The 15,461-nt window shown below is 65.0% G+C and carries 9 protein-coding genes; 5 read left to right on the forward strand and 4 right to left on the reverse strand.

What is annotated here, in order from left to right:
- Positions 1 to 57: 57 nt before the first annotated feature.
- Both ACFQS4_RS11425 and ACFQS4_RS11430 read right to left on the reverse strand, forming a co-directional pair.
- On the reverse strand, positions 58 to 1,104 hold the full coding sequence (locus tag ACFQS4_RS11425; RefSeq protein WP_497901630.1) for a Gfo/Idh/MocA family protein: 1,047 nt from the start codon (positions 1,102 to 1,104) through the stop codon (positions 58 to 60).
- A 61-nt stretch (positions 1,105 to 1,165) separates the two neighbouring features.
- On the reverse strand, positions 1,166 to 2,245 hold the full coding sequence (locus ACFQS4_RS11430; RefSeq protein ID WP_497901631.1) for a Gfo/Idh/MocA family protein: 1,080 nt from the start codon (positions 2,243 to 2,245) through the stop codon (positions 1,166 to 1,168).
- 986 nt (positions 2,246 to 3,231) lie between these two features.
- On the opposite strand from ACFQS4_RS11430, the gene ACFQS4_RS11435 reads away from it, so the two are divergent.
- The 5 genes from ACFQS4_RS11435 to ACFQS4_RS11455 all read left to right on the forward strand — a co-directional run bounded on the left by ACFQS4_RS11435 (position 3,232) and on the right by ACFQS4_RS11455 (position 10,020).
- Positions 3,232 to 3,963, forward strand: a complete 732-nt coding sequence (locus ACFQS4_RS11435) for a glutamine amidotransferase (RefSeq protein WP_497901632.1) — start codon at positions 3,232 to 3,234, stop codon at positions 3,961 to 3,963.
- Positions 3,964 to 4,069: 106 nt separating this feature from the next.
- On the forward strand, positions 4,070 to 4,429 hold the full coding sequence (locus ACFQS4_RS11440) for a hypothetical protein (RefSeq protein ID WP_497901633.1): 360 nt from the start codon (positions 4,070 to 4,072) through the stop codon (positions 4,427 to 4,429).
- 73 nt (positions 4,430 to 4,502) lie between these two features.
- Positions 4,503 to 5,882 carry a neutral/alkaline non-lysosomal ceramidase N-terminal domain-containing protein gene (locus ACFQS4_RS11445; RefSeq protein WP_497901634.1) on the forward strand — a complete coding sequence of 460 codons (1,380 nt, stop codon included), beginning with the start codon at positions 4,503 to 4,505 and terminating at the stop codon, positions 5,880 to 5,882.
- A gap of 238 nt (positions 5,883 to 6,120) precedes the next feature.
- The gene (locus tag ACFQS4_RS11450) at positions 6,121 to 8,541 is read left to right on the forward strand and encodes an alpha/beta hydrolase (RefSeq protein WP_497901635.1); all 2,421 of its coding nucleotides are present in this window, start codon (positions 6,121 to 6,123) and stop codon (positions 8,539 to 8,541) included.
- Between the two features lie 123 nt (positions 8,542 to 8,664).
- Positions 8,665 to 10,020 carry a CapA family protein gene (locus ACFQS4_RS11455; protein ID WP_497901636.1) on the forward strand — a complete coding sequence of 452 codons (1,356 nt, stop codon included), beginning with the start codon at positions 8,665 to 8,667 and terminating at the stop codon, positions 10,018 to 10,020.
- Between the two features lie 660 nt (positions 10,021 to 10,680).
- Here ACFQS4_RS11455 and ACFQS4_RS11460 read toward each other — a convergent pair.
- Positions 10,681 to 11,694, reverse strand: coding sequence for a M14 family zinc carboxypeptidase (locus ACFQS4_RS11460; RefSeq protein ID WP_497901637.1), 1,014 nt, complete (start codon positions 11,692 to 11,694; stop codon positions 10,681 to 10,683).
- 30 nt (positions 11,695 to 11,724) lie between these two features.
- A complete protein-coding gene (locus tag ACFQS4_RS11465) occupies positions 11,725 to 15,387 on the reverse strand; it encodes a carbohydrate-binding protein (protein WP_497901638.1) in 3,663 nt (1,220 codons plus the stop codon).
- Between the last annotated feature and the right edge of the window lie 74 nt (positions 15,388 to 15,461).

Below are 15,461 nucleotides of genomic sequence, written 5' to 3' on the forward strand. Positions count from 1 at the left end.
GGTACCGTTCGCCATCGCTCGCTCGACTCACTCAAGTCGCTCACTTGCTCGACTCACTCACTCGTCCGGCGGCAACTCCCCCGACTCGATGAGCGCAGCCAGCGGATTGTCCTCGATTTCCAGCGGGAGGCTGACGCGCCCCCGTTTGCGCGCCGACTCCCAGATACCGAAGACGAGCTCCGTCGATCCGAGCGCTCGTCGGCCACTGATGATCGGCTCCTCGCCGGTCTCGAGGGCCTCGAGGAGCGTCACGATGGCCGCGTCCTGGGCGGCGTCGCCGCCGACCTCGACGGTCCGCCACTCGCCGTCGGTTCGGATGCGATACTCGTCGCCGAGTTGGAACTCGATCTCGCCATCGGTCCCGACGAAGCGATTGGTGTGGTGGCCGACGGCCTCGGCACCCGCACCCGTCGAGCAGAGTGCGTGAACGCCGGATTCGTACGCCCACATGCCGAGTCCCTGGCGTTCGGACGGCATGTTCGTGTACCAGACGTGCTCGTCCGGGTAGTTGATCTGCCCGAGCACCCACGCCACCGATTCGTCGCCGAGGACGTAGTTCGCGAGGTCGATGTGGTGAAGCCCCGTCTGGAGCAGGTCCTGGCGACCGATCTCGACGCGCTCGAGGTCGCCGATCGCCCCGTTTTCGATGACCCGCTTGATCTCGCCAGCGGCGTCGCTGCACCGGTTCTGGAGGTTGATCGTCAACTGGACGTCAGCGTCTTCACAGACCTCGACGAGACGCCGGCTCTCCCCGACCGTCTCGGCCATCGGCTTCTCGCAGTGGACCGCCTGCACCGACTCGTGGCGGGCACACGTTTCGACCAGCTCCCCGTGCGTCGACGGTGGGGTGCAGATACTGACGACGTCGGGGGTTGCCCCATCGAGCATCGCCTGGACGTCCGTGAAGACCTGGTCGTCGTCGAGACCGAACTCGTCCCCGAACGCGGCTGCGTGATCGGCCACGATATCCACGCAGGCGGCCACCCGACAACCGTCGGCCCGTCGAAAACTCCGTGCGTGACGGTGACCCATTGAGTAGCCGTCGTGATCCGAGTCCTCGGGGTGTGGCCCGGTTCCGACGATTCCAACCGTGTAGTCGCTCATGGTGTGACGGGTCGTAGTTCCGGCGACCGTCCTATAAGCGTGCCGGTGGCCTCGAGGACGGCTACGTCGCGGACGCGTCGGTATCGACGTCGACCCACTCGCCCGTCTCCGCGGAATCGTAGGCGGCGTCGAGAATGCGAAGAACTGCAACGGCGTCCTCGAGCGTGACTGGTGGGTCGCCCTTTCCGTCGCAGGCCTCGAAGAATTCCTCGACGAAGTCCTTCCCCCACGATCCGCCGTAGCCCGGGGTCGGGTCGTACTCGTGGGTGATCCTCCGGTGGGGCGTACACGCCCACTCGCCGCTCGTGTCGTCGAGTTCGAGCGTCGTCTCGCCCTCGAACCCGAACTTCCGTCCCATCGGATCCCAGCTACTCCGACCGTCGCTTCCGTACAGGTCGATTCTGGTGTCGTAGACGCCCTCGCCGAGATGGTAGCCGCAGTGGAGCGTGCCGATCGCACCCCCGGCCGTCTCGAGCTGGAGCGTCGCGACGTCCTCGACAGTGATCCCCTCGGTACCTGATACCATGTTCGCGTTGACGCGTACGATGGGTTCCTCGAGGAGGGAGTCGATCAGCTGGAGCCAGTGGATGCCGAGCCACTGGAGGATGCCACCGCGACTCGCGTCCTCGTCGAAGATGAAGTGGTCGGTGTCCCGGAACGACAGCTGGGAGGCGACGTAGCGCGCCTCGAACGCGCGGACGTCGCCGAAGAAGCTGTCCTCGACCAGTCCACGAAGGTCTCGAGTGATCGGGTGCGATTGCCACGGATACGACACGCAGACAGTTTCGTCGGCAGTGGCGGCTCGCTCGAGCACGAGCTCGAGGTCGGCGACCTGGCGGGCTGCTGGCTTCTCCGTGTAGACGTCGACTCCGGCGTCGAGTGCCCGTTCGATGGCGTCGGGCGTATCGCGGTTCGGCAGCGTGAGGAAGACAGTATCGACCGACTCGGCTGACAGTAGTGCCTCGAGCGAGTCGTAGATGGGGACGTCGCCGAGGGAGTCGACGGTGGACAGATCGAAAGCCGGATTCGGTTCGCACGCGCACGTCACCGTCGCCTTCGCCTGTAGGGCGTCGAGGGTCTGCAGATAGGGCTCTGCGTGGTGGTGATCGAGGCCGACGTAGCCGACGGCTCGGTCCGTCATTTCGTTGCCTCCAGGCCGTCGCCAGTTCGGTCGAACGTGTGACCGATGCGATGACGGCCCTCGTTCCTGTTGCACCGAGTCGTTCGCCACCGGTAGCGGACGAGGATTGTCGGCATTGCTGTCTGCCTGGCGACGGTATTCGATTCGCACGGTCCAGTGACGTGTCCGGTTCGGGGACCATGAGGGATCACGTCAGGCTCACCTGCGGAAGATCCGATTCGCATAGCTGCATCGTTATCACTCGGTTCATGGTGGCAAGTTGTAATGTACGTTGTGGTGAGAGACGTGTCACGACTCGATGGACGGGTGTTTCGGGAATCCAAATTCGAACACACTTTACCACGGATGATGGAGGGTGCCGGTCGCGATAGTACCGTACTCGAGCCAGAGCGGTCGAAGACGCCGTTACGACCAAACAGCGAACGTGGACAAACCGGAAATCGTTTTGCACACGTAAACAGCCATTCACGCTCGAGAACGAACGTCGTTACTGCCGTATTTCGCCATTATATCGGTAATGACTGCCACAGAGAACCATAACGTGACTCTCATACGTCTGTAACAGCCTGTGACTATTTCACACTCTCTGTTTTGTTATGTAAAACAGTGGCCGGAACTCTTCGAACGTACCGTCCCTCTGAGGTACTCGTTCGTCAGCACCGTCGACTTCGTCGGTTCGTCTGCGAACCTGAGCCCAATTCGAGGTGATTCGAACCGTTTCAGGTGCCCACACCGTAGTTTGGTCATTCGTGTATCACCCTCCCAGGCGACCGTCCCGTCGCCGTTGTAGCCGGACCAGACGGGCAGGATCGGGTCGGCGTCTCGGACGGGGAGAGAGGAATAGGTGTTTGACGATCGGAAACGACTCGACCAGGACCGACGTCGATGGTCGGTGACCGACTTCGACGGCCAGTGACTAACGTTGGTGGTCGACGACCAACGACCGGTGGCTTGATACCCGGACGCTCCCTCGTATCGAGCGACCCATGACGAACGTACTCCTCGCTGGTGAGTCCTGGCAACTGCTCACCTTCGAGATCAAGGGACAGGACGTCCTCACCGGGGCGTCGTACGACGAAGCGCCGGATCACCTCGTGGCGGCCCTCGAGGTCGCGGGCGCGTCGGTGACCTATCAGCCCTGTCACGTCGCGACCCGCGAGTTCCCTCGCACGCGGGCCGACCTCGAGGCGTACGACCTTGTAATCCTGAGCGACATCGGCGCGGACACCCTCCAGCTTACGCCGCAGGTCCGGCGGGGCGAGGCCGACGTCGACCGTTGTGAACTCCTGGCGTCGTACGTCGAAGACGGCGGCGCACTGGGGATGATCGGCGGTTACATGAGTTTCGGGGGCGTCAACGGCCAGGCGCGGTACGACCGCACCGCGCTCGCCGACGTCCTGCCGGTCTCGATCGGTCCCGGCGACGACCGGGTGGAGGCGCCGGCCGGCGTTCGACCGACGAACGAAGGGGTTCCAGGAGCGGACCTCGACGACGAGTGGCCTGCCGTTCTCGGCTACAACCGGGTCGTCGCCGACGCCGACGCAGACGTCTGGGCGAGGGTCGGCGACGATCCCCTGGTCGCCGTCGGCTCGTACGGGGACGGACGATCGTTCGCGTTCACCACCGACTGTGCGCCCCACTGGGCGCCGCCGGCCTTTCTGGAGTGGGACGGCCTTCCCACCCTCTGGGAGGCACTGCTCGAGTACGTCACCGGCTGACCAGAGTGGTAGGAGATCGGTCGCCTAATTAGAGATCCAAAAGAAGATCGATCATACGGCCTGGCGACCCAAACGTACTTTTGCGTGACCCACGCTACGCCAACGTATGAAACGCTACGAAACGCGCGTCGAGGGCGGCACGGTCTACCTCGAGACCGACGGGGGGGACCTCGAGATCGGTGACCTCGATACCATCGTGGACGTGATCGGCAACGAGACGTACACGATCACCTACGACGAGAAGCAACGAACCCAGACGTGGCTCGAGACCGACGAGGACGGAAGGGTGACGTTCGACGTCCGTGAGACCATCGTCGACCTCGACCACCGGCGTGAGTTCGTCGAAAAGATGCGGGCGATCGATCGCTCCGAGGAGAAGTACGGACTGCCGGAGCGGGCAGTCGAATTTGCCGAGGAGATCGTGTCGATCTTCGAGCAGCAGGGTGCCTCGACGCAGACAACGTAGCGGCTAGAGCGCTCCGAGCACGAAACGCCGCCACACCCATATGGGATCGGAACCAACCGACAACCGATCTTCGATGCCACGGGACGCACGCGATACGTCTTCGAGCAGTTACGGGTGGCAAGCCGGCACCGCCACTCGCGTCATTACGCCCGAGCAACCGATGTGGATGGCGGGCTTCGCAAAGCGCGACGACCCCGCCACGGGCGTCGAGCACGACCTCGAGGCGACGGCGCTCGCGCTCGAGGACGAGTCGGGAACGATCGCGGCCATCGTCTCCGCCGACGTATTGTTCGTCCCGAGAGCGATCCGGGACGCCGTCACGCACCGCTGTGAGGCGAAATACGGTATCGATCCCGATTCCATCGTGCTCGCGGCGACGCACACCCACTGCGGACCGGAATTCCGGGATTTCAAGGTGCGAATGTACGCCGACGACGTCGAGCGGTATCGAATGAACGCGGCCGACTATCGCGAGCGACTCGAGGACGAACTGGTCGCCGTGATCGGGGAGGCCCTCGACGGTCGAGCGCCAGTACGGATCAGCTACAGCCACGCCCGGTGTGGGTTCGCGATGAGTCGACGACTGCCGGTCGAGGACGGGATCGCCCACGAGCAAAACCCCGACGCGCCGGTCGATCACGAGGCTCCGGTTCTCGTCGTCGAACCCGACGACGGGCTCGATAGGACTGACAGAGGGGGCAACCCAACCGACGGAGCGACGCCCTCGGCCATCGTGTTCGGCTATGCGTGTCACACGACGACCCTCTCTTTCACGAAGTACTGCGGCGATTGGGCCGGGTTCGCCCGCCGATATCTCGAGGAGCGCTATTCGGGAGCCACCGTACTCTGTCTCCTGGGCTGTGCCGGCGACCAGAATCCGTATCCACGCGGTGACGTCGACTTAGCGAAACACCACGGCCGCACGATGGCCACGACCGTCCGCGCGGCGATCGAATCCCGGAGACGGCCGGTTCGAGGGCCGCTCAGAACCGGCTTCGAGAACTGTGAACTCGAGTTCGAGGACCCGCCGAGCAGGGACGAACTCGAGGCGATGCGGCGAGGCGACGTGCGACACCTACGCGTCCGCGCGGAGGCGCTCCTCGACGAACTCGACGAGACCGGCACGATTCGAACTGAACACCCGTATCCGATACAGGCGTTCGGCTTCGGCGGCGATCTCACGCTGGTAGCCCTCGGCGGCGAAGTTCTCGTCGAGTACGGGATTCAATTGAAGGATCGCCTCGAGGGACCGGTATGGGTAGCCGGGTACGCGAACGACGAGTTCACGTACGTGCCGACGGCCAGAGTGAGAGCCGAGGGTGGCTACGAGAGCGAGGGGGCGATCCGTCGGTCGACGTTTTCGGGGCCACTCGACCCGAACGCCGAGGATCGGATCCTACAGCACGCGCAGGCGCTAGGCGAGCGGGTAGGCGGCTCGAGAACGGTGCAATAGGTGCAATAGGTTCAATAGATGGAGACCGGCGCATCAGGTCCAGTGAGATAGACGGGGACGTCCACCGAGTTCGAATGGGCGAGTGCGTCGAGCCGCGAACACCGATCCGAATACCTCGACTCGAGGACGTCGGGCTACGGACACTGATCTGAGGACGTCAGTCCGAGGACGTCGACCCAACCGACCCAATGACTTTAGTCTCGAGCCCGACCAGTACCCATCGAACCCAGACGACACCATGCCAGCCGACACACCTTCCGACGACTATCCACTCCACCCCGAACGGATTCACGGGCAGCCATCGTCCGCCGCGGAGAGACAGCGGCGACGGGACTACCTCGAGGAACTGCGCCCCCTACTCGCGCCCCAGGCCGACGAGTACGGCTCCGACCCGCGCCTCTCTCACCGGGACGACAGCTGGCTTGCGTGGCAGGAACGAACGGGCGAACTTCCGCCCGACTTCGAGCGGTTGCCGGCACTCGCCGAGCTTCCCGACCCCCTCGTTCAGTACGGACTCGGAGGGGAACGCCAGGCCGAGGTCACGACCAGCGAGGAGTGGGAACAGCAACGTGAGCGATACAAACACCAGCTCGAGTACTGGCTCTACGGACGGATGCCCCCCGCGCCGGGAAACGTTCGGGCGAGCGAACTCGACTCTCGAACGGTAGAGGGAGCGACGATACGCGACGTCCGACTCGAATTCGGTCCGGACCACAACCTGACGCTCGACCTCGAACTCATGGTTCCGGACGGGACGGGGACGTTTCCGGTGTTCATGACCCAGTGGAACCACCGCAAGTGGGCGCTGCTCGCCCTCCAGCGGGGCTACGCGGCCGTCGTCTACGCGGCGGCCGACGCCCGGGACGACGCGGCCGACTACGGGGAGTACTACCCCGACTACGACTTCCAGTTGCTCGCTCGGCGGGCGTGGGCCGCCCATCGCGTCGTCGATTACCTCGAGATGGTGCCCGAGGCCGACGACGATCGAATCGCGATCACGGGCGCCTCGCGAAACGGCAAGCAGTCGCTGATCGCCGCGGCGTTCGACGAGCGAATCGACGCGGTCGCCCCCTGTAGCGCCGGGAGCGGCGCCGTCGTCCCGGCGCGGTTCGATAGAGACGACTGCTACGCCGGCGACATGTCGGTCCACGCGCGCCTTCGGCGCAGCTGGTTCCACCCGCGCTGGCGCTTCTTCGTGGGCCGGGAGAATCGCCTCCCCGTCGACGCCAACCACCTCGTCTCGCTCGTTGCGCCACGGGCCTGTCTGCTCCACACGGCGCTGAACGAGCGGACGACGAGCGCGTGGGCCGTCGCGCAGGTGTACCGATCCGCCAACTCCGTCTACGACCTCCTGGAGGGTGACGACCGACTCGCCCTGCAGTATCGCCAGGGTCGTCACGCCAGGACCACCCGAGACGTTCACCAGATCCTGGACTTCTTCGACGACGCGTTCGGACGCGGCGAGTACGACGATCCGACGCGGCTCTACCACGACTTTTCGTTCGAGGAGTGGCGTCGGACGGCTGCCGAGGACGTCGACGTCGGCGAATTCCCCGAGCGCGGGCTCGATGACCCCCTGGTAGACGACGACGGTAACCGGGCCGAGTCGATCGAGGAGTGGACCGATCGAAAACCGGCTGTCCGGGACCGTCTCCGCTGGAGCTTCGGCGAGCGACCGCCGCGCGCGTCGAACTCGCCGGCGTCCTCGCTCGAGGAGGCGGGTCGAGGCGGGAAACCGGACTACCTCGCGGACGTCATCGGTCGACCCGACCCGCCGGATGGCGTCGAGAAACGGTGGCTGTCACCGTCGCGCACCTACGGCGAACGCGTCGAGGGCGACCTCTACTATCCGCAATCGGCCGATAGTGACCGCCCGGACGAACAGTTGCCCGCCATCGTCTGGCTGCACCCCTACGCCTACAACACCGGCTACGGGGCGGGCGGACGCGGACAGGTCCCGATCGAGGGAGCCACCGACCGCGGGTTCGCGCTGTACGCGTACGACCAGCTTGGCTTCGGCACCCGGATCGAGGAGGGCGAGCACTTCTACGAGCGCCACCCGAACTGGTCGAAGATGGGCAAACTGGTCGACGACGCGCTGGCCGCCGTCGAGACGCTCTCGGGGCTCGAGTGCATCGACTCTGACCGGATCTTCGTCCTCGGATACTCCCTCGGCGCCACCGTCGGTCTGTACGCGGCGGCGCTCGACGAGCGCATCGCCGGCGTCGCCTCGGTCTGCGGGTTCGCGCCGTTTCGGACGAGCGATTCCGAAACCGAACGAGCGAACGCGGTGATCGGACGACTGTCTCAGATGCACGGGCTGCAACCCCGTCTCGGACTGTTCCGGGACGACCCCGAACGAGTCCCGTTCGGCTTCCACGAGGTGCTCGGACTGATCGCACCCCGACCGACGCTCGCGGTGGCCCCGTCGCTCGACTGGACCCACCCACAGGCGGACGTCCTTCGATGCGTCTCCGAAGCCCGGTCCGTCTACGACCTCTACGGGGTGCCCGAGGCCCTCGAGGTCCGCGCACCGGACGACCTGTTGAGCTTCGATTACCACGAGGCTCGTCTCGGCGGCGGGTCCGGGGAGTCACCCGAGGCGTTCTCCACGGACCGACGGGACGCCGTCTTCGACTGGATCGCCGACCAGGCCTGAACGTTCGCTCGAGCAAAGGTATATGGTCGAGCCGAAAAAACCGGTGGCCGATGGACGTCCGATCGCTCGAGAGCCGGTTCCGAATCGATCCCGAAACCGCTGGCCAGGGAAGCGAGGAAGTCAATGAGTGACGGTGGCTCGAGGGGCACGAGCGACGACCGCTCGAAGGACACGAGCGACGAAGGCGCGACCGTCGTGAGCGACGACCTGGAAACGGTGATCGACCCCGACCCCGGAACGGGTCCCGACCAATCCGGCGGTGACCGCTGGTCGATGGTCGTCGCCGGCGACTGCGCGCTCAATCGGGACGCCAGGCCGACCGCCGATCGAACGGTGTCGTCGCCCCTTCGGGAACGGATCGGCGCGGCCGACGTCTCGATCCTTAACGTCGAAGCCCCCATCGTCTCCGAGAAGGCGACGCCGATCGACAAGAGTGGGCCGTGCGTCGAGAACCCGGACGGGACGGCCGAAACGGTAGCGAACGTCGGCTTCGACGTCTGCACGCTCGCGAACAACCACGTCCGCGACTACGGACCCGAGGGCGTCGTGACGACGCTCGAGGCGCTTCACGACGCCAACCTCGCGACCGTGGGCGTTGGCTCGACGCCCGATGAAGCGTACGAATCGCTCGCGGTCGGGCCCGACGGGCCGGTCGCGGTCGTCAACGTCTGTGAACAGGAGTTCAACCTCGTCGACGAACGGGGCCACGGAGCGGCGTGGCTCTCCGATCGTCGCGCTCGAGAGGCCATCCGTGCGGCCGATCGCGAGTACGACTGCGTGATCGTCGTCGCCCACAGCGGCGTGGAGTACGTCCCGTTCCCGGCACCCCAACTACAGGGGCTCTTGCGGGAGTTCGTCGACATCGGGGCCGACCTCGTCGTCGGGCACCACCCGCACGTCCCCCAGGGCTGGGAACGGTACGACGACGGAGCGATCTTCTACAGCCTCGGTAACTTCCTGTTCGACAGCATGACCGACGAGGAGAACACCTCCTGGGGGCTCGTTCTGGAGGTCGAATTCGACGGGTCGACGCCGGTCGCCGTCGAACTCGTGCCGACCGAAACCGTCGACGGAGTCGTTCACCCGCTCGGGCTAACTCGAGATCGCGAGGACTACCTGTCGTACCTCCACCGTCTCGCCGAGATCACCACCGACGCGGCGACGCTCGAGGCCTACTGGCAAGAAATCGCCGTTCAGGTATTCTACGAACGGTACTCCAACTGGCTCCACACCGGCGTCGGGGCGAACCTCTCGCGTGCGCGGTCGGCGCCGAACGACCCGCGACTCCAGCGATCGATCTGGGATCCCGAAACCCGACGGGCGGAACTCTTCGTCCTGTTGAACGTCATCCGGGCGGAGTCCCACCGGTGGCTCACGACCACGGCGCTCGAGGTGCTCTCCGGCGAAGGGATCGACAGGCGGACCCCGGAGATCCGCGACGAAGCACAGCAGTTGCTGGCTCGAACCGCCCGCGAGTGAGGTCGCTCGAGCGGTCGAACGATACGGAACGATGTTGGCGGGTACGGATAACTGCATGCCAGTCATGTCGAGTCCATGAGATAGATTGTGGATTGATAATACGCTTCATTTTCAGAGCGAGACGATCCGTTCGAGGTCACCACTACCAACGACAATCGACTGATGAAACCCTCGTCGGCGCCTCCCAACGACCCGAAAGTAGTTCGATTTCTGGATGCGTCAAGCAGGATACAGTGGTCTGAATCGTACGTCCAAACCGACCGCCAGAATCCGTCCACAGGAGTCTATCCGTCCGTTACCGTATCTGATTGGTTACCCGTTCGACCTGGGGACCAGCGACACCCCCACTCGCCGATGACAGTCCCTGATTTAGCTGACGCCTCGCTTGCTTGAGACTCGAGTCGGAAAGGAACGATTCCCTCAGAATTCAGAGTAATAGTCGAAACTCGTAGAATCTACACATATTTCCGGGGGTCCGTTTTCGACGAGTTGAAACGGGCCCGTCGTCCTCGAGGGGACGCGTTGTCCGAGTGGTGACACCGGAAGAACGGCGTCAATCTCTTCGAGCTACATAGAGAGGCTCGAATCGATGGCGGGTCGTATGATTGCCTCGAACGACGAGCTTCACCGTTCCGTTCACCGTTCTAACCGACTGGACACTTACCCGATGTGTGGAATTTCTTCGACGCGATCGGGATCGCGATAGTGAATGCCACCGGTGGCCGCCGTTCCGATCAGCGAGAGGAGCGACGGCAGCGTCGTGCGCGTTCGAGTTCGATACTGATCGACCGACTTCGGTTCGACGACTTCGTAGATGATGCTCCCCCGGTCCTGTAATCCGTACGCCTTGTGTGCGACGCCGGGATACGCCGCCGTCGCCGGATACCGGCTGACGACGCGATCGAATCGGCTGAGGTGATCGTAGACCTGGACGCACATCTTTTTGGACAGTGCGAGCCCGTCCTCGGGAATCGGCTTTTCTCCCAGGACGGGCCACATCACCGAGTGCGTGACGGCTGCTCCGTCCTCGGTCGTTTTCTCGCCCTGTCCGTGGATGTCGACGAACAATTCGGGGTCGACGCGATCGACGGCCTCGGTTACTGCTCGCGCTTCTGGAACCGGATTCTCCGGGAACTGCTCCGGATGGTGTTTGTAGAGGCGACTCTCGGTCCAGTCGGGGAAGTGATACCGGTTCGGATCCCAGCCACGACCCTGGTAAGTCGTCGTGAAGATTCCCTCGTCAGTATCAGGATCCGGCGCGTCCGGATCGACGTTCCCCCGGAACTCGATCTCCGCCCCGTCCGGGTTCGCCCGCGGGACGACGTGAACGGTCACGTCGTCCAGGTGCGCCTTGGACTTGCCGCTCGCGAGGTAGTGCAAGAGCGCGACGAGGCTCGTCGAACCGGACGATTCGTTCCCATGTTGCTGTCCGACGAACAGAATGTCTGTGTCGCCGCGACCGACCGAGATCATGTCGATGTCTCGGCCCTGGTTCGACGTCCCGACCGTCGTCCTCGAGAACGGGCGTCCGGCCATCTCGAGGTGGTCGAGCACCCGCTGTAGTTCAGCGTAGGGTCGATGTTTTTCGTCGCGGGAGGTCGCGTCGGTGCCGAGCGGTGCGTCGCCGAATAAGCCGTCGTGGTGCGTTTCTGTCAATGGTTGAATTCGTGTCATTCGTGTGTTCTCGTTGTTGTTTTCGAACGGTCAGTCGGTGCGCTCCCAGGTGTGCGATAGCGGAATGCGCAACGGTGCGCCCATTTCGATCGTGTACTCGTAGCCGGCATCGGGGTTCGACGGGTCGACGTACCCCTCGACGGTCGTCGCGTCGCCGATATCGAGCGAGAGTTGATTGCCCCGGTAGCTCGTCGCGCCCTCGATTCGGTACGCTTCGACGCCTGTTCCCGTCTCGACGTGGAGCCACTCGCCGACGAGGTCGTCGGCGTCGTCGGGTCGGTGCTCCGACGTCAGTCGGACCTGAATCTCGTTCGTCCGCGACAGTTCGCGCGTGAAGTCCGCCACGCGACCTTCGAATGCGTCGGGTTGATCGCGAATCAGCGGCGGTCCATCGCGAGCGGGCGCCAGCATCGATCCGTCCTCGAGGAACGCCGACTCCGCGGTGCCCTCGCGCTCGGAGTAGACAGCCAGGAATCCGTCGAACCGGAACACGTCCCCGACCCGGCAGGTCGAATCGCCGGGTGCGTAGGCGACGTAGTCGGTACGGCCGTTCGTCAGCGTCACCTGGACGGCCCTCGCAACACCGTCGTCCGAGTGGGCCGGCACCGGTTCGATCGACTCGACGCTCCGCGATCCGCGGTAGGGTTCGATAACGGAGGTGAACGTGCTCTCGAGATTCGATCCCCGACGTCGGGCGAGAGCGTACCGGAGGCTCCAGGGGTTCCCGGTGTGACGCGGCGGCCGGCCGTCCGCGAGCGCGAGCTCGTTGACGTCGCCGACCATCGTCAGCCGGAGGTGGGCATCACCCTCGTCCTGGACGATTCCCGGCGTGTCCGTGACCTCCCAGTCGACACTGAATCGGTCCGCTGGGTCGTCGTCGCGGGCGACGGCGTCAAGGTAGTCGAAGCCGTTGCTGGCCGCGCTGTCGTAGTCGGATTCCTCGCCGTAGGCGGGCCGGGGAATGTCTGGTCCGGCGTAGGTTCCGCTGTCCTGAGCCTCGAGGTCGAGCCCGCTGGCCGTGGCCGACCCGGCCGCACCGTGGAAACTGAAGCGATGGTCGTCGCCACCGACGACCCGGAAGAAGTCGACCGCGTACGAGTGGTGGTCGTCGATTCGTACCATCGCAGTGGTTCGGCGGTACTGACTCGTCGTCGGGTACGCGTCCGCCGACTCGACGTCGGCGAGACGTACTCGTTCCGTCTCCCTGAAGTGGTGCGGGGACCCGCCCTCTGTTTCCGACTGCGGTGACTCGTCGACCACGACGGTGTTGTGACTGATCGTGTTCGACGTCCAGTGTTCGCCCCTGGGCCACGCCGGCGACTCACCAGGCGAGTCGGGGTCCGGCCAGAAACCGGTGTGCTCGGGGTAGCCCGGGGCCGGAGCGAGGTCGCCGCCGTAGGCGTGGACGTCCAGGTGTAACGCGTCTCGATACGACTGGTCAGATCCCTCGCCGTCCGGCGTCGACGCTCCGTACCGGAGGGCGAACGATCGCTGGGTGTTCCCGCGTTCCGCCTCGAGTTCCTCCTCGCGCTGGGCGCGCTCGTCGAGGAACTTGCACTCGATGACGCCCATCTTGTAGTTCGTGGCGGCAGGTCGCTTGCCGGTGTTCTCGAACGTGATTCGGTGCTCGCCCCTCGAGAGGTCAACCTCGTCGGCGAGCACGATGAACTCCTTCGCGCCCGTGACCTCGTCGTAGAAGTCGTACTCGGCGATCCGCTCTCCGTCGATCAGCACGTCGTAGGTGCCGTACCCCGACGACCTGAACGGCTTCAGGCTGAACTCGTAGGTTTCGGCGACCGGAATCGAGAACTGGAACGAGATCGACTGGCCCGCCGTGTTCGCCTCGAACTGGACCGTGCCGCTGTTGCTGTAGACGGTGTAGTCGGTCGTGTGCTCGAGGACGGTCATCGAGGGGAACTGATCGACGACGCGGTAGCCGCCGCGGATGTAGTGTTCGCCGTCCCGGAGCGCGGCGAACCCGGTTCCCGCCTGGTTCGTGCTCGTGAGTTCCAGCGGGCCATCGGCGTCGATCACCTCGCGCACTGCCTCCGCAGTGCCCGCCGGATCCGGGCTGAAGATGCTGCCGTGGAGGTCGTCGTAGCCGTACCCGTTCGCGAGGAACGCCCCCTTCGCGAACTGGCTGTCGCCGAACGACTCCAGGGCGGTCGTCATCGCTTCAGTCTCGATCGGCAGCCACGGCACGCCGGTTCGTCCCATCGCCCCGATACTGGGCAGGTACGCTTCGCGAAGCACCTGCGGGAGTCGGCCGGCAGCCGCCAGCTCGAGTTTCGGGTGGTCGGCCAGCGCCGAACCGTCGTCTCCCTCGTACTCCTCGAGGACGGCCGTCACTCGCTCGAGCGCCCGATACGCCCGTTCGGCGGCCGCTGGCGATCCCGGCACATTGCCGTCCCGATCGACGGCGTCGACCAGCTCGGCGCGCAGGTTGCCGCCGGTGACGCCCCACTCGCCCCAGTACGAGCCGTCGTCGCGGTGGGTTCGCTCGCCAGGTCGAAGGAGAAACTCGAGGATGTCGCCGGTGTAGCCCTCGGGGTCGTTCTGGACGGCGCCGGCCATCGCGAGGGCCGTTCGGTGACCGCCCGATGGCGAGTGAATCTGGTGGTTCCGTACGGCGGGTAGCACCGCCTGTACGACGTTCGATTCGACGTTCTCGCGGAGGTTGTCGGCCGTCCCTTTCGAGCCGATCTCGTACTCGGTCGCCCGCTCGTCCAGGAACGCCAGCAGTTCCTCGTCGTCCGTCGCGGGGAGAAACGCGTCGTACGCGCTCAGGAGGACGCGAATGGTGATCGTCTCCTGGACACATCCGCAGATTTTCCCCTGGCCGGTCCACTGGTGGACGCCGGCGTAGCCGTCGTCGTAGCGATGGGTAGACAGATCCATCTCGGAGTAGACGTCCGCGATCCGGTCCAGGAGGACGAGTCCGGCCCGCGCGTACTCCACGTCCTCGGTGAACAGGTACGCGTCGCGAAATGCCCGGAGCGCCTCGAGCAGTTGCTCCCAGCGGTAGACCCGATTGTAGTAGGCCACGAAGTGGTAGCGGGCGCCTTCGACGCCGAGGTAGCCGTCCTCGTCGACCCAGCCCGTGCCGTCGTCGACACCCCAGTCGTCGGGTTTGTCGGGCCGTCGCTCGTTGACGAGCAGCGAGTTGTCGGCCAGGTCCGGGTCGAAGACGCCGCGGTCGTCGCGGCCGCTCTCGCGGTAGGCCCCGAAGTCGTTCGTCGGGAACTCCCGGCCGCTCGAGGGTTCGACGACGGTCCACGGTTCGTCGGTCGCGAACGTCACGTCCTGGCGCTCGACGCCCGGGGTCGAGTCGATCAGTTCCCACGGCCGTCGCGTCGACTCGGCCTCGAACGGAACCTCGTCGAACGACTCGTAGACGCCCGCGTCGTTGAGCGGGCGATCTCCCTCGGCCGTCGCGGAGAGGGCCACGTTCCGAGGAACGGATTGCCCGGTAACGGCCTGCCACAGCCCGTCCAGCCCGCCGTAGGCCTCGAGGTACGCGGTCGCGGTTTCGACGGCCGACGCTCGCCGGTCGGCCGCCCAGGTGTAGTTCTGGACGTTCTCGAGCGCCGCGTTTCGCCGCTCCGGCGTGTACAGATTCGATCGGCGCTTCTCGGCCTGGATTGCGGTTGGCCCTGGGCCTTCGCCCCGCGTCGGTTCGGCCGACAGAAGCAAACCGAGAGAGAGCAGGCTCGTGGTCTGAAGAAATTCTCGACGGCCGTGCCCTCGGGAATCCGATATCGCGTCAT

Source organism: Saliphagus sp. GCM10025317, from assembly GCF_042663665.1.
In the GTDB taxonomy this organism is placed as follows: Archaea; Halobacteriota; Halobacteria; order Halobacteriales; family Natrialbaceae; genus Natronosalvus.

Coding starts and splice junctions, on each gene's coding strand:
- ACFQS4_RS11425 (WP_497901630.1), bottom strand. CDS start 1,104: ATGAGCGACTACACGGTTGGAATCGTCGGAACCGGGCCACACCCCGAG.
- ACFQS4_RS11430 (WP_497901631.1), bottom strand. CDS start 2,245: ATGACGGACCGAGCCGTCGGCTACGTCGGCCTCGATCACCACCACGCA.
- ACFQS4_RS11435 (WP_497901632.1), top strand. CDS start 3,232: ATGACGAACGTACTCCTCGCTGGTGAGTCCTGGCAACTGCTCACCTTC.
- ACFQS4_RS11440 (WP_497901633.1), top strand. CDS start 4,070: ATGAAACGCTACGAAACGCGCGTCGAGGGCGGCACGGTCTACCTCGAG.
- ACFQS4_RS11445 (WP_497901634.1), top strand. CDS start 4,503: ATGCCACGGGACGCACGCGATACGTCTTCGAGCAGTTACGGGTGGCAA.
- ACFQS4_RS11450 (WP_497901635.1), top strand. CDS start 6,121: ATGCCAGCCGACACACCTTCCGACGACTATCCACTCCACCCCGAACGG.
- ACFQS4_RS11455 (WP_497901636.1), top strand. CDS start 8,665: ATGAGTGACGGTGGCTCGAGGGGCACGAGCGACGACCGCTCGAAGGAC.
- ACFQS4_RS11460 (WP_497901637.1), bottom strand. CDS start 11,694: ATGACACGAATTCAACCATTGACAGAAACGCACCACGACGGCTTATTC.